Raw genomic sequence first — 15508 nt, forward strand, 5'->3', positions numbered from 1 at the left:
TTTGTAACTGAATTAACATAAATGAAGAAATATCTTAAACTCCTCCGGGTGGAGCAATGGGTGAAAAACCTGTTTGTTTTTGTTCCTCTGTTCTTTTCGGGAAACATTACAAACATAGACTTACTAAGCAAAAGCATCTTTGCATTTATTATCTTTTCCCTCGCAGCAAGTGTAGTCTATATTCTCAATGATTATAACGATATAGAGGCCGACAGTAAGCATCCCGAAAAAAGAAGAAGACCTCTCGCAAGCGGTGCTATTTCAAAACCAAAAGCCTTAAGCATTCTTGCAGCACTCGTTATTGTTGATGTTGCGTTGGTAGGTCTTGCTCAACTTTATTTTCACGAACCTTTATGGAAATTTGCCACGATCATAGGACTTTATATTGTGATCAATCTCGCGTATACCTTTAAACTGAAGCACGTTCCGATCATTGATATTTTTATCATTGCTACTGGTTTTGTACTGAGAGTTTTAGCAGGCGGATACATCACCGGAATAGGGATCTCACAGTGGGCGATCCTGCTGACTTTCGTGCTGGCTCTTGTTTTAGCCATTGGAAAAAGAAGAGGAGAGCTGATTAATGCACAGGTTTCAGGAAAGACAAGAAAGGCCTTAGACGGATACAATGTACAGTTTGCAGATATTGCCCTGTCTATTTCAGTAACGCTAGCTATCGTCTGCTATCTGATGTTTACCCTTTCACCTGAAGTTCAGGGAAGATTTCATCAGCGGGTTTTTTATACCGTTATATTTGTAGTCTTTGCTTTTTTAAGATATCTGCAGCAGACTTTAGTATACAACAGAACAGAATCTCCTACAAAAATTGTCTACAGAGACCGGTATATCCAGGTGACTTTGGTACTTTGGGTAGCCGCATTTTTAATCCAGATTTATTTTAAAAAATGAAGCCGAATTTCACACAGAAAGTTACTAACTGGGGCAATTTCCCGGTAGTAGAAAAAGAAATGAGATCTGAGGACAGCTTCAAAAGAATCAAGGAGTTTGTACTTAATCATAACGAAATTATTGCCAGAGGAAACGGAAGATGCTACGGCGACGCTTCTCTGGGAGAAACCATATTTTCCACTAAAAAATTAAATAAATTCATCAGTTTCGATCGTCTCAACGGGGTCATAGAATGTGAATCTGGAGTGTTGCTTTCAGATGTACTTGAAATTTCAGTTCCACAGGGATATTTTCTGTACGTAACACCGGGAACCAAATTTATTTCCGTGGGAGGAGCTATTGCTTCAGATGTTCACGGGAAAAACCATCATGCAGAAGGTTGCTTTTCAGAATATGTGATTGAATTTAAGCTGATGACCGAAAGAGGAGAAATCATCACATGCTCAAGAGAAGAAAATTCTGATAAATTCTGGGCTACTATTGGTGGAATGGGACTTACCGGAATTATTCTTACCGTAAAATTTAAGCTTAAAAATATAGAATCTGCCTACATCCGTCAGGAAAGCATTAAAGCCGAGAATCTGGATGAAATTTTCAGACTCTTTGAAGAAAGTGAGAACTGGACGTATACTGTAGCGTGGATAGACTGTCTGCAAAAAGGAAAAGATCTGGGAAGAAGTATTCTGATGAGAGGAGAACACGCCTTTCAGCATGAACTACCTCAAAATCTGACCAAACAGCCCCTAAGACTGAAGAAAAAATTTCAGCCTACTGTTCCGTTTTATTTTCCGGGATTTGTTCTGAATGCACTGACCGTGAAAATATTCAATCTGCTGTATTACAAAAAGCAGACTAAGAAAGAAGTGAAGTCTTTCATCGACTACGAAACCTTTTTCTATCCGCTGGATGCCATCACCGACTGGAATAAGATCTATGGAAAATCAGGATTTATCCAATACCAGATGGTAATTCCTAAAGAAGCAGGAAAAGAAGGAATGAAACAGATCCTTGAAACTATTGCAGCAAGTGGAAACGGATCGTTTTTAGCGGTTTTAAAACTCTTCGGGAAAAACAATCCGGAGGCTTACAATTCATTTCCTTTCGAAGGCTATACACTGGCCCTTGACTTTAAAGTGAATTCAAAACTGAAGAAACTGGTAGAAAAATTAGATGATACCGTGCAGCAGTTCGGAGGTAGGATTTATCTTACGAAAGACAGCATGAGCAGGTCTTCACTCACGAATTACCTTAAAAATATTCAAAGTTCAAAATTTGTGTCTTTACAGCACAAAAGAATCATAAACAACAATTCATAATGATAGTTCTGGGAAGTACGTCTGAAGTGGCGCAGGCTTTTGTGGAAAAGGCTCTTCAGGAAGGAGAAAAGTTTGAAAAAATATACCTTTTCACTTCAAATAAAGAGACAACGGAAAGATTTGCAAGACATATTGATGTCAAATTTCTGCAGCAGTCTGAAGTCATCGAAATTGATCTGATGAAAGAAATTGATTACACTACATTTGATCATGTCAGTTCAAATGTATTATTTTGTGCTGTAGGTTATTTGGGAGATGGGACAGAGGAAGGTCTTTATGACAACAGGAATACAGAAAGAATCATTACTATTAATTATTCAAAACTGATTCCTGTGATGAACTATTTTGCACAGAAGTTCGAAAGCAGAAGATCCGGAACCATTATCGGACTTTCATCGGTAGCCGGAGATCGAGGAAGACAGAGTAATTTTATCTATGGTAGCGCAAAAGCGGCTTTTACGGCTTATCTTAGCGGTCTTAGAAACTATCTTTTTGAGAAAAAAGTACATGTTCTTACCGTTAAACCGGGCTTTATGGCAACGAAAATGACGGAAGGACTGCCCTTAAATCCTAAACTGACTGCAACTCCCAAACAGGCGGCTGCATGCATTTATAAAGCATTCAAAAAGCAAAAAAATGTGGCATATGTTTTGCCGGTTTGGAGTATTATTATGATGATTATCAGGAATATACCTGAATTTATATTCAAAAAATTAAAGCTTTAATAAAAATGAAAAAACTGTATTGTTTTGATTTTGACGGAACCCTGACGTATAAGGATACAATGTTTATGTACCTTAAATTCTACGATTCTACCAAATTCCGGATACAGTTTTTGAGACACGTTCCTCTGTTCATTCTGCTGAAACTGAAACTTGCAGAAACCGAAAAAGTAAAGAAAAGCTTTATCGGATCTATTCTGAAAGGACAGACCCAGGAAAAGATCGAATTGAAGTCTAAGCAGTTTTTTGAACATCATTATCCTAAAATCGTAAGGGAAAACGCCCTTGACTTTATACAAAATATCGATAGGAATAATACACAGAGTTTATTGGTAACCGCGTCGCTGGATATCTGGGTAAAACCTTTTGCTGAAGAACTGAAAATGCAGCTGGTATCCACACGTGCAGAGTTTAAAAATGGAGTTTTTACAGGAAATTTCATAGGCAAAAACTGCAACGGAAAAGAGAAACTGGTGAGAATAAAAGCTGAAATTCACGACTCTAAATACGATAAAATAATCGCTTTCGGAGATACTTCCGGAGATCGCCAGATGCTTAAATGGGCAAATGAAGGTCATTACCAATTTTTTCACTAATTTTGGATGGTAAAAATGTAAAAATGAAAAGACTGCTTGTGATAGGTACTGCAATCTTAATGAACTGTACAGCTACGCCATCTCAACCATCATCAGATATGCAGGGAAATGCAGAACTTCTGGTGTCTGAGGCGCAGGGCGGTAAAGATGAAGCCGGATTTACGATTATTAAGAATGAACAGGAATTCCGTAACGCCATTAAAGGCAGTTTCGGTCTTATCAATTTGAAAAAAGAGCCATCCGTTAACTATCCTAAATTTCCAAGAAACAAAAAAGTGGTTTTGTATCATATGGGACTTTTCAGATCGGGTAGCCACAGAATTACCAGCATCAAAAACACATCCGTAAAAAATAATATCCTGTACGTGGAAGTTCCCGCTACAGCATCTGGTGGAATGGAAATTCAGGTACTTTCAAATCCCTGGTTTATTTTTGCTGTTCCTTCAGATTATCAGTTTACCTCAGTAGAATTAAAATATTCCAATTAAAAATGAACAAAATATATTTAGATAACGCTGCAACGACGCCTCTTGCGGAAGAAGTCATAGACGCAATGGTGGGGACCATGAAAATGAATTTCGGAAACCCTTCTTCTACCCACAGCTTCGGTCAGGAGGCGAAAATTCTTATCGAAAATGTAAGAAGACAGATTGCAGACTATCTTCATGTAACTCCTGCGGAGATTATCTTTACTTCGTGCGGAACAGAATCGAACAATATGATCATCAAATCCAGTGTAGAACACCTTGGAGTGGAAAGGATCATCAGCTCTCCTCTGGAACATAAATGTGTTTCTGAGAGTATTTTAGATATGAAAAGCAGAAGGGGAGTAGAGGTAGTCTACATTCGCCCCAATGAAAAAGGAGATATTGATCTTAATAAGCTGGAAGAGCTTTTAAAATCCTCAGATAAAAAGACCTTAGTAAGCTTAATGCATGCCAATAATGAAATTGGAAATATTGTAGATATTAAAAAAATTGCAGAATTATGCAAAGCCAACAATGCTCTTTACCATTCTGATACGGTGAAGACCATGGCTCACATGAAATTTGACTTTTCAGATATTCCTGTAGATTTTGCATCATGCAGTGCTCATAAATTCCATGGTCCGAAAGGAATCGGGTTTGCTTTTATCAGAAAGGCTACAGGAATGAAGGGAATTATCACTGGCGGACCTCAGGAAAGAAGCCTGAGAGCAGGAACTGAAAATGTTTCCGGTATCGTTGGTTTAGGTAAGGCTTTGGAGCTTTGCATTAATAATATGGAGGCATATGCAAGTCATATTAGAGAAATTAAAGAATACGCTATTGAAAAATTGTCTGCGGAAGTTCCAAACATTAAATTCAATGGACGAAGCGGTGAAATGGAAAATAGTGTTGACAGTGTTTTAAGTGTCTTACTTCCGTATAAAAATCCATTGATAGGCCTTCAGCTGGATATGAAGGGAATAGCGGTCTCTCAGGGTAGCGCATGCTCTTCTGGAGCGTCCAAACCTTCGATGGTGATGATGATGGTGCTTTCTGAAGACGAAATGGATCATTGTACGCCATTACGTGTCTCATTCAGCCATATGACGACCAAAGCAGAGATCGATGCTCTGGCAGAAGCTTTGAAGGAAATTTCAAAAGATTTTGCTATAGAAAAAACAAATGTTGAGCATAGATAGTCTTATTGCTTAAAAATCGTAATTTTGAATATCCAATTACGGATTGAAATAAGAAAATAAATATTAATTTAAATAAAAGAAACAAAATGGCTTTAGAAATTACGGACAGCTCATTTCAGGAAACGGTTTTAAAATCAGATAAGCCGGTATTGGTAGACTTTTGGGCAGTATGGTGTGGACCATGCAGAACTTTGGGACCAATCATCGAAGAAGTAGCATCAGATTTTGAAGGAAAAGCAGTGGTAGGAAAAGTTGATGTAGACAACAATCAGGAAATTTCAATGCAGTATGGCATCAGAAATATCCCTACAGTTCTGATTTTTAAGAACGGTGAAGTGGTTGATAAATTAGTAGGTGTGACTCCAAAGGAGATTATCGCTGAAAAATTAAGCGCGCACTTGTAAAAAATAACTTTGATAATGAAGGCCTTCCGTTTTTGGAGGGCTTTTTATTTAGAAATAGTTTGCAGGTAATAAAAAAAGTTGTAGTTTTGCAATCACAAAAAAGAAACAACGTTCTTTATAACAACAGAAAATGATCCGGTAGTTCAGCTGGTTAGAATGCCGCCCTGTCACGGCGGAGGTCGCGGGTTCGAGTCCCGTCCGGATCGCAAAAGTTTTTCAATTTACTTTTAAAAAAAAATAGATCCGGTAGTTCAGCTGGTTAGAATGCCGCCCTGTCACGGCGGAGGTCGCGGGTTCGAGTCCCGTCCGGATCGCAACTATTAAATCAAAATAGTACAAAATGCTGTAAAATAGATGTTTTACAGCATTTTTTGTTTTGTGTCTGTTCCAAATGGAGCTAAAAAACCACAACCTGAAAGTGACCTATTCAGTGACCTGTTATAAAGGTTGAAAAAAGGTCACTGAAAAGTAAGAAGAAAGCCTGTTCATGGGCTTATTCAGAAATTGAACATCTTGTGGGAAGTTTTTAATGTATTTAATTTAAAATTTTTAAAAACGGCACATATGAATAAGACATTCAACCTGCTTTTTTATCTCAAAAAAGCTAAAATTAACACCCAGGGAGAAGCACCCATCTACATGAGAATTACTATTGACGGAAAAATTTCTGAAATCAGTACAAAACGCACCGTATTGCCTTCAAAATGGAACTGCCAAGCTCAAAGTGTAAAAGGGTCTTCAGAAGAATGCAAATCACTTAATTTTTATCTTAAAACATTTGAGCAGAAAGTTTATGATACCTATCATACACTAATATGGGAAAGTGAACCGGTAAGCTGTGAAATTCTTAAGAACAGACTATTGGGCAGAGATCAAAAAAATCGAATGCTGATACCAATATTTCAGGATCATAACGACAGAATGGAGAAGTTAGTAGGGAAAGAGTACGCTAGTGGAACCTTAACCCGCTATAAAACCTGCTTAAGCCATACCAAAGAATTTTTGCAGTGGAAATATGATATTTCTGATATTGATATTAGGAAAATTAATTATGCCTTTCTCAATGATTTTGAATTTTTTCTACGAACTGAAAAACTTTGTGGTAACAATACAGCCGTAAAGTATATCATGAACTTTGGGAAGATCATCAGAGCTTGCTTGAATCATGGTTGGTTGGAAAAAGATCCATTTATGAATTATGATTCAAAATTTGATGAAGTAACAAGAGTATTTCTTAATGAGCAGGAGTTAGAAAAACTTTTTACCAAAGATTTCAAAAATATGAGACTATCATTGGTCAGAGATATTTTTTTATTTAGCTGCTATACGGGGCTGGCATATATTGATACTCGAAAGTTAACTACCAACAACATCAATATTGGATTAGATGGAACTCGATGGATTTTTACCAAACGACAAAAAACGAAAACAACCTCTAACATTCCATTGCTTGCCCAAGCCGAATGTATCGTTGAGAAATATAAAAATCATCCGACCTGTGTAAATAGTGGAAGATTATTTCCGATTCTTAGCAATCAAAAAATGAATGCTTATCTGAAAGAAATTGCTGATCTGTGTGGTATCAATAAAGAATTAACCTATCATATAGCACGTCACACCTTTGCGACAACAGTTACCTTATCAAATGGGGTTTCTATCGAGAGTGTGAGTAAAATGCTCGGTCACAAAAATATAAGAACAACTCAGCATTATGCCAAGATTCTGGATAGTAAAGTGAGTGAAGATATGATTTCTTTAAAACAAAAATTCCTTGATAAGATTCTTTAACAAAACTACAATATTATTAATCACTTAAAGGGTCACGCTTATGTAAGAGAAAATACATCAATTTGACAAATGATAAATCAAAAATATATTGACCAAATATAATTTATTATTGTTTGATCAGGATTGTTGGGTTCTTCTTTTGCAGAGAGGAAGGGAAAACCACCTATTCTTTAAATCTCTTTATTCATCAACGTTTTCTCAAATTGAAGTCCAGCTACTCACCGAATTACTCACTTTTGAAATGTAGGTTTTTGATTCATTTTGTAAATCAAATATATTAACTTCTTTTGTATTTTAATGAATAAATGTTGAAGTTTTTTATGTCCGTTTAGAAATTGTTTCTACACAAAATTGTAAGGTTTTTTGCTTAGAATAAACTACGTGAAGCAAAGGTTCGAGAAATTCTTTAGCAGTGTATCGATTATTCTGTAAAGTGAGAAGTGTTGGAAGTCAGTTTTAAGACAAAAGGTAACGATTATTGTATGAAAATGCGAAAATATAAAGAAGCAATGTATCACTATAAAGAACCTGCAAGAATTTATACCAATCTATATAATTTTCGTGATGTTATGATTGCTTACGAAATTATTGCTAATGTGAAAAAGCTATTAAATTATACTACGAAACGCATGTATCTGTAAAAATACTTAGGAGTAAAGAAAAAGGTTGAAATAAATAGGAATGATGCTGTAAGTATTTCGATTGAGAAATTGCTTTTAGAAGAAAAAGAACTTTCACAGAAACATCGCAATAATTTAGACATATATTTTTATGTTATTTATAATTATTTATTCATCTTTTTATAGGAAATACTTAAAAAGCATTGCTCAAAAACGATTTTTTTGACGAACTCATTATACTTGCAAAAAAGAGTGATTCTTCTTTTTTATCTAGATTTGAGGAAATTTACCCTGAATCCAGTAAGGAATTACTTTTAATCAATTTTAGCCTTTCTTCCTCAGAATTGTGATTCTGTGCGAGGATAAGACTAAATTTTTCGACAAAAGAGATTGCAACTTACACTTTTGTACAGCATTGGTGTGTTCAACAAAGGAAAATATAGAATTAGAATAAAACTTAATATTCCAAGTGATGAAGATCTATATTTATTTTTAGAAGATTAGATGATTCGGAATTCTAGATATCCAATTCTTTAAGTGAAAGTTCCCAAATAACTAGTTCGTCTGAAAGCAGAAGGTCTGATTATTTTTTTTTGTTAAAAGGGTATGTTTGCGATTAAAATTAATTGTTTTATTGATTATGGTATGTGTATTGAAGGATATTTGTAGTATGTTTTTATTACGCTTTTACCTTATTATTGTTGGTATCTTTGTTAAAGATTAAAATGAGTAGTAGTTTGACTAGCATTTTAAAGAAATTGGTAAAAAAGATATATGAAAAAAAGAACTTTAGTAGTTTGTTTGTTAACGGCTGGTTTTACAAGTACCCAGGCACAGAGATGGGAATCTATTTCTCAACGGTCTTCTCAAATAAGAAAAGAAGTTGAGGTTAAAAATGCTTATCGTGTAGATTTGGCAACCTTGAGGAATCTTTTAAAAGATGCTGCTGAAACAGGAAATAATGCAAAACCTGTAGTAGTTTCCTTGCCAACAGCAGAAGGGAAAATAGAGAAGTTTGCAGTCTACAGTAATCCTGTTATGGCAAAATCAATAACAGAAAAATACTACCTTGGTTCTTATGTTGGGGTAGGGATTGATGATCCTTCGAAATATGTAAGATTTAGTACATCGCCAACTGATATGGAATCAATGATTATTAAAGATGGAATATTCCAGTTTATTGAACCTATCAGTACAGATAAACAAACTTATGGAGTGTTCTATAAATCGAAAGGAGAAGCCGGAATTCACGGTTTTGAATGTGGGACAGATGAGCACGATCTTAAAGATATCGATAAATTAGTGGAAAATGGGAAAAAGCAACTTTCAAATATTGGAATAACAAGCAGGCCTACCAACACTCGATATAGAACTTTTCGAATGGCTATAGCAGCAACAGGAGAGTACACCCAGTTTCATGGAGGTACACAAGCTGGAGCGCTTACGGCGATCAATAATACAATGACCCGAATTAATGGAGTTTTTGAAAAAGACTTTGGGGCTCATTTTAATGTTCAGGATCTACCTGGAATAATTTATACGGATCCGGCAACAGATTTTTATACTCCACCAGCTGTTCAGACGGACCCGTCATTTAATGTCCAGCTTCAGCAAACATTGACGGCGCAAGTTGGAAATGCCAATTATGATATAGGACATGTATTCCATCGTAATGTTGGAAGTAGAAGCGGAAATGCAGGTGTAATAGGAATAGTGTGTGCAAATCCTGCTGATAATACTTCTTTGGCTAAAGGGTCTGCCTTTTCAATGAGCCCGGATCCTATTGGAGAAGTCTTTGACTTAATGGCAGCACATGAAATGGGGCATCAATTAGGAGCAAGGCATACTTTTTCAATGAGGTCCGAAGGTTCAGGAGCAAATGTGGAGCCATGGGGAGGAACAACTATTATGGGATATCCAGGTATTACTCAGGATGATATCCAGGCAAACATGGATGGATATTTTCATTACAAATCTATTTCGCAGGTATTAAATAATCTCGAAAGTAAACCTACATGCGGAACTTCGGCTGCTATTGTGACGAATACTGCTCCTGCAATTACCCCACTTACCGCACATACCATTCCTAAAGGGACCGCTTATTACCTGGATGCAATTGTAGTAGATGCTGAAAACGATCCTTTTAATTATACCTGGGAACAATACAATAGTGTGGGTGATAGAAACTCAATTTCAGGAGATAGTGGTTGGGGATTTAATGCAGAGGGAGCATTGGCGCGATCACTTCCGGGAACAGCAAACAGCAGAAGATATTTCCCTAAACTGGAAAGTGTATTAAATGGAGTATTAACAGACAAACAAGCTTGGGAAACTGTTTCTTACATTCCAAGACAATTGAATTATGCTGTTACCGTAAGGGACCAGAATGCTCAGAGACCAATGACCTCTACTTCAGAAACTACTGTAACGGTAGGAAATGATGGGCCTTTCAAATTTAATGGGTTGACAGCTTCTTCAGTTTTATACAACAATACAATCAATACCATTTACTGGGATGCAGTCAATACCAATAATGCACCTTATAATGTCGCTAGTGTAAAGATAGATTATACAACTAACAACGGAACAACCTGGACGGATCTTGTAGCTTCTACTCCTAATACCGGAAGTTATTCTGTGCAAATGCCAGCTAACTTAACAGGTACTGTTAAATTGAGAATGTCGGCTGTTGGAAATATTTTCTATGCAGTATCGCCGGCAATTACAATTGGAGTCGCACCTACATCTAGCGTGGCTTCACCAACAGGTGTTGCTGCACTGGATAAAGAAATTTTTAAAACAACAACAAGAGTTGCCTGGAACCAGTTGCCAGGTGCTACGTATTCAATCAATTACAGAAAGGTTGGAACAGCAAACTGGACTAATGTGACAAGTAATGCAAGTTCTGTTGTATTAAGTAATCTTGAAGATGAAACAAATTATGAAGTTCAGGTAGCGGCTGTGGTGAATACCGTTCCTGGAGCATTCTCAAATAATTATACTTTTAAAACAAAAGGCTTAAGAACGGGAATAGATTATTGTTTAATGACAACAGGAGGAAATGGAGGTAACTTTAATAGCGGTCTGGTTAAACTGACTTTATCTAATTTAAACTATGTATATTCTGGTTTGGATGTTTATAAAACCTATCTGGACTTTAGTGAAGATGCAGCCAAAGTGGTTAACTTGACAAAAGGGACTCAGTATACTGCTACTTTCAGAAACCTTGCTGTTGGAAATTACAATGATTGGCTGGAAATCTGGATAGATTATAACAGAAACGGTATTTTCGAAGATTCAGAAAAAGTGGCCTCTGACGGTGATACTCCTGTTTTTGTAGCTGCTGCCAGTGCATACCTTCGTGATGGAAGTGTGACATTCACAGTACCTGCTACTGCTTATTCAGGAGATAAAACCTTAAGAATGAGAGTGGCCAGTACTTTCTTTAATGCGGCTAATAGCCCATGTGGCAGCCCTACTGTTCCTGTTATTGGGGGTGGGGTTGTTTCAAGTGGTTCTTTTAGAGATTTCACAGTAAGAATTGCAGATAATAATGCGCTTGCCTTAAAAGAAATGGCAAATGTTAAATCTGAAATAGAAATTTATCCAAACCCTGCTGATACCTTTGTTGAAGTTAAAAACTTAAAAGGTAAAGCAGATTATAAGATTTATAGTGCTGATGGAAGATTAGTTCAAAGCGGTAAATTAGATGGTCAGAGAATTAATGTAGCTTCTTTAGTAAAAGGAATGTATATAATTACTATTACAGACCATAGTAAAATTTATAAGACGAAACTAATTAAAAAATAATTTTAGCCTATTTATATCTAACAATGGATAAAATAAAAATATGTTTTAGCAACTCCATTTCGATATTGTAGTGTTTAAGTAGTAGGTGTTTTTGTGTTTTTTTTTCAACAGTGCCCTACTTTTGCAAATGTAATCCATATAAGTTTAGTGAATTTAAGTAAGTATGGAATTACAATGACTAGTCCTGAAAATCCAGATTAAAGGACAAAAATAAATAATTAAACCAGAGCAAATTTGTTTTTGTTTTGGTTTTTGTTTTTATAAGTTTTCATTTTGATTTTCTTTTGTTGATGCATTTGATTTGGGGTTAAATAATGATTCGAAAAATAAGGTCGTAATTCATTATAAATTCCAATAGCTTCATTGACCAATTTTCTTCTGAGCGAAGTCTCAATATCATATTTATCGATATCAAATTCTTGTTTTAAAATACCATTCACTCTCTCTGCGATAGCATTTTCATAAGGATCGGAATTCTGAGTCATACTGCATTTTAATTGATATTTTTTCAAAATCCTTTGATACCCATTTGAGCAATATTGCAAGCCTCTGTCAGAATGATGAATCAGTGGTTCTTTTTCAATGTAATTGTTTTTTAATACCTTTCTCAATGCTACGAGACTGCTTTCTGTATGAAGGTTGTCTGCAACATGATATCCAACAATTTTCTTGGAATAGGCATCGGTTATCAAACTTAAATAACTCGGCTTTTTTCTGTTCCCGATATAAGTGATATCTGCCACGCAAACTTGGTTGGGTTTGTTTATACTATAATCCAGAATCAGGTTTTTATGCTTTCTGAATCGATGATGAGAATTGGTTGTGATATGATAGCTCCTCTTGGGTAATATGAGCAAATGATCGGCTCTCAAAATATCAAAAAACTTATCCCTGCCTATATTAAAGGATCTTAAAGGCTCCTTTAATAGAAAATATAGCTTCTTGCCTCCTAATTTTGGCATTTTTACGCACATATCTTCTGCGAGTTTTATCACTTTTGAAGCTTTGGTTTGTGAGTTTTTATACCGCTTGATACTTCTGTAATAGACTTGTCTATCCAATCCGAACAATTCGCAGGTAAAGATTAAGGTTTTTTTCTCTTCACTGCGGAAGCTGGTGATTGTCCGGGTGGTAAGTTCTTTCTGATATCAATATCATATTCTTTCTCAGCAAGATTAATCATCATATCGAAAAATATGACCTTTTTATCCGCGATATAAGCCTGTTTCTCTAAAAATGCTTTCTGCTTTTCAAGCAGTTTAACTTCAGCTTCCAATTCCATTATACGCTGTTCCGGAGTCTTTTTCATGGTAATCTATATTTCGAGGGGATGTATAAATAGTGGACATTTTACGTAGTGATTTACCATATTACTACTTGAAATAATTATAGCAAATATTATCTTTCTGATGTCGATTTAAAAAGTTTCAGTCAATTAGTTTAAAACCGATTCCTCTGATGTTTAATATCTCTACAGATGGATCAAGAACAAGGAATTTACGCAAACGCGTTATATAGACATCCATGCTTCGTGCCGCAAAAATATTATCATCTCCCCATAACTTAAGCAGGGCTGTTTTACGTTCGAGGACTTGATTTTTATGAATAAGAAGTAGATTTAATAATTCAGCTTCTCTCTGAGATAAATTAATGGTTACGTTTCTGTGGACAAGTTCCAATCTTTTAAAATCAAATTGGAATTTACCAATTGTATTATCCATTAAGGCGGTTGACCCACTTTCAATCGGATGTACTGATGATCTTCTTATTAATTTTTTTATTCTTAATATAAGCTCTTCCATGCTAAAGGGTTTTCTCATGTAATCATCAGCTCCAAGTTCCAATCCTTTTATAACATCAGCAGTTTGTGATTTAGCAGATAAAAAAATAATAGGAACCAAATCGTCTATTTTTCTAATATCTTCAACTAAAGAAAAACCATCCTTTCGTGGCATCATGATATCCACCACACAAACATCGGGCTGTTTATTTTTAAATTTTGTCCAACCTTCTATACCGTTATTTGCAATCTCTATTTCGAAACCATTCATTTCTAAGGTTTCTTTTACGACCATTGCCAACATCTCTTCATCTTCTACTAATAAGACTTTTATTTTATTCATATACTTGGAAATTTTATTATAAAAGTAGTTCCTGAATTTATTTTGCTTTTAACTGTAATCTCCCCATTTAATGTATTTACAAGCGTCTTTACAAAGCTCAGACCCAAGCCATACCCTTTTACATCATGAAGATTTCCGCTAGGAACCCTGAAAAATTTATCGAATATATAAGGCAGGTATGCGGAATCAATTCCTTTACCATTATCTTCAACATGAAATTGAATTCCATTTTTAATTGGGGAAACCTTTAGGAGAATATCTACTCTGTTATCAGCATATTTTACCGCATTATCCAATAAGTTGGAAAGCACAGTATCAATAACATAGGGGTCAGTGTAGAGTTCGTTCTCTTCTAATTGATTGATATATCTTATATTGGCATTTTCATTAATAGTAAATCTATTGATGATGGATATGATTAAATCATTTAATTGCACTTTAACAAGTTTGGGAGGATCCAAACGATCATTGTATTGCGCAATATCAAGTATCCTGTCTACATTATGATCGAGTTTGTTCAGAATATCATTATTAAGGGTAAGGTATCTTTTTGCCTTGTCAGTGTCATGAATGGCATTGAAATTTAACAACGCTTCATTTGATGACTTCAATATGGATATCGGAGTACGGAGCTCATGGGTCATATTGTTGATAAAGTCATTTTTAATATCATCCAGTTTCAATTGCCTTTTTATTGTGAGCGCCATAAAATAATAGCTTCCCACTGATAGCAGAATAAGAATCAGGGAAACCGATAGCGAAACTATATTTTGTTTTATGATGTACATATCAAAATTATTCATCTGGACTTTTATCAAAATATTATCTTTTGATAACTGCACAGGGAGGTAGAAAACATTTTTAAGTGGAATTTTGTCATGACTTAAAGAAAGATTAAAATCAATATCAATATTATTTCTGGCCAATTCTTGTTTTATTATAGGGGCCAATTCTTTTAGATCCATTGACTTTAATGTCGATGCTTTTAACTGCAAAAGCATTTTTTTTATCATTGGCAATTGTTGTTTAGGTATTTCAATACGATTTATTATCATTCGATAAGGTTGTTCAGTATTCTTTTTTTTCTTTTTGAGATCGACAGACTGTTTCTTTATCGCATAATATATGCGTTGGTCATCATCTCTTATAACGGGTATTGAATCGAGTTGCTTAAGCTGATAAAGCTCAATGCTTTTTTTCAGGGTATTATCTATTGTATTATTTAAATTTTTCTCTGCGATTTTATATGAATTAAAGGTCCAGTATAACTGAAAAATAAAAATGCAGCAGACCGTAATGGATGCAATTAAAAATACTTTTTTTAATTTCTTATTCATGTTTTGTTCTGTATTTAAGATGTAGAAGTCATCAAGATGTCTACAGCTATGACAAATGTACAATTTATTTAAACTCTGATTTACAGCGGTTAACACTAGTTAACACTAGTTAGTGTTCGATTAACAATTTAGCTGATAGGACTTCTTTAAGTTTGTACAGTGAATTAATCAAAAGTGTATTAATCAAAATGGAGTAGATAATGATTATAAAATTATT

Annotated in this window: 13 protein-coding genes and 2 tRNA genes; 11 read left to right on the top strand and 4 right to left on the bottom strand. The window is 35.2% G+C overall.

Going from position 1 to position 15508, the window contains the following annotated elements:
* The first annotated feature begins 21 nt into the window (after positions 1-21).
* The 11 genes from BUA72_RS08895 to BUA72_RS08945 all read left to right on the top strand — a co-directional run bounded on the left by BUA72_RS08895 (position 22) and on the right by BUA72_RS08945 (position 11831).
* Positions 22-909 carry a decaprenyl-phosphate phosphoribosyltransferase gene (locus BUA72_RS08895; protein ID WP_034730069.1) on the top strand — a complete coding sequence of 296 codons (888 nt, stop codon included), beginning with the start codon at positions 22-24 and terminating at the stop codon, positions 907-909.
* Positions 906-2225: an FAD-binding oxidoreductase gene (locus BUA72_RS08900; protein ID WP_072922652.1), complete on the top strand. Its 1320-nt coding sequence runs from the start codon at positions 906-908 to the stop codon at positions 2223-2225. Before BUA72_RS08895 ends, BUA72_RS08900 begins: the two co-directional genes overlap by 4 nt.
* Entirely contained in the window at positions 2225-2950 is a 726-nt protein-coding gene (locus BUA72_RS08905; protein WP_072922653.1) for an SDR family NAD(P)-dependent oxidoreductase, read from the top strand. The genes BUA72_RS08900 and BUA72_RS08905 overlap by 1 nt, the downstream gene beginning before the upstream one ends.
* Before the next feature lie 5 nt (positions 2951-2955).
* The gene (locus BUA72_RS08910; RefSeq protein WP_034730062.1) at positions 2956-3543 is read left to right on the top strand and encodes an HAD-IB family hydrolase; all 588 of its coding nucleotides are present in this window, start codon (positions 2956-2958) and stop codon (positions 3541-3543) included.
* Positions 3544-3566: 23 nt separating this feature from the next.
* Positions 3567-4031 (top strand): hypothetical protein, encoded by a 465-nt coding sequence (locus BUA72_RS08915; protein ID WP_047456351.1) that lies wholly within the window; start codon positions 3567-3569, stop codon positions 4029-4031.
* Between the two features lie 2 nt (positions 4032-4033).
* The gene (locus BUA72_RS08920; protein WP_072922654.1) at positions 4034-5209 is read left to right on the top strand and encodes a cysteine desulfurase family protein; all 1176 of its coding nucleotides are present in this window, start codon (positions 4034-4036) and stop codon (positions 5207-5209) included.
* Between the two features lie 86 nt (positions 5210-5295).
* The gene (gene trxA / locus BUA72_RS08925) at positions 5296-5613 is read left to right on the top strand and encodes a thioredoxin (protein WP_034730057.1); all 318 of its coding nucleotides are present in this window, start codon (positions 5296-5298) and stop codon (positions 5611-5613) included.
* A gap of 132 nt (positions 5614-5745) precedes the next feature.
* A tRNA-Asp gene (locus BUA72_RS08930) sits at positions 5746-5819 on the top strand.
* A gap of 34 nt (positions 5820-5853) precedes the next feature.
* Positions 5854-5927: transfer RNA gene (locus tag BUA72_RS08935), tRNA-Asp, on the top strand.
* Positions 5928-6177: 250 nt separating this feature from the next.
* Complete coding sequence (locus tag BUA72_RS08940) at positions 6178-7401, top strand: site-specific integrase (protein WP_072922655.1); 1224 nt, start codon at positions 6178-6180, stop codon at positions 7399-7401.
* Between the two features lie 1394 nt (positions 7402-8795).
* Positions 8796-11831, top strand: coding sequence for a reprolysin-like metallopeptidase (locus BUA72_RS08945; protein ID WP_072922656.1), 3036 nt, complete (start codon positions 8796-8798; stop codon positions 11829-11831).
* 218 nt (positions 11832-12049) lie between these two features.
* Here BUA72_RS08945 and BUA72_RS08950 read toward each other — a convergent pair whose 3' ends face one another.
* The 4 genes from BUA72_RS08950 to BUA72_RS08965 form a co-directional block, all read right to left on the bottom strand.
* On the bottom strand, positions 12050-12901 hold the full coding sequence (locus BUA72_RS08950) for an IS3 family transposase (protein ID WP_072922657.1): 852 nt from the start codon (positions 12899-12901) through the stop codon (positions 12050-12052).
* A gap of 14 nt (positions 12902-12915) precedes the next feature.
* Positions 12916-13140: a hypothetical protein gene (locus BUA72_RS08955; RefSeq protein ID WP_139259579.1), complete on the bottom strand. Its 225-nt coding sequence runs from the start codon at positions 13138-13140 to the stop codon at positions 12916-12918.
* Between the two features lie 118 nt (positions 13141-13258).
* Positions 13259-13954, bottom strand: a complete 696-nt coding sequence (locus BUA72_RS08960) for a response regulator transcription factor (RefSeq protein WP_072922658.1) — start codon at positions 13952-13954, stop codon at positions 13259-13261.
* Positions 13951-15291, bottom strand: a complete 1341-nt coding sequence (locus BUA72_RS08965; RefSeq protein ID WP_072922659.1) for a sensor histidine kinase — start codon at positions 15289-15291, stop codon at positions 13951-13953. The genes BUA72_RS08960 and BUA72_RS08965 overlap by 4 nt, the downstream gene beginning before the upstream one ends.
* Between the last annotated feature and the right edge of the window lie 217 nt (positions 15292-15508).

It is taken from the genome of Chryseobacterium sp. OV279, from assembly GCF_900128945.1.
Classification (GTDB): domain Bacteria; phylum Bacteroidota; class Bacteroidia; order Flavobacteriales; family Weeksellaceae; genus Chryseobacterium.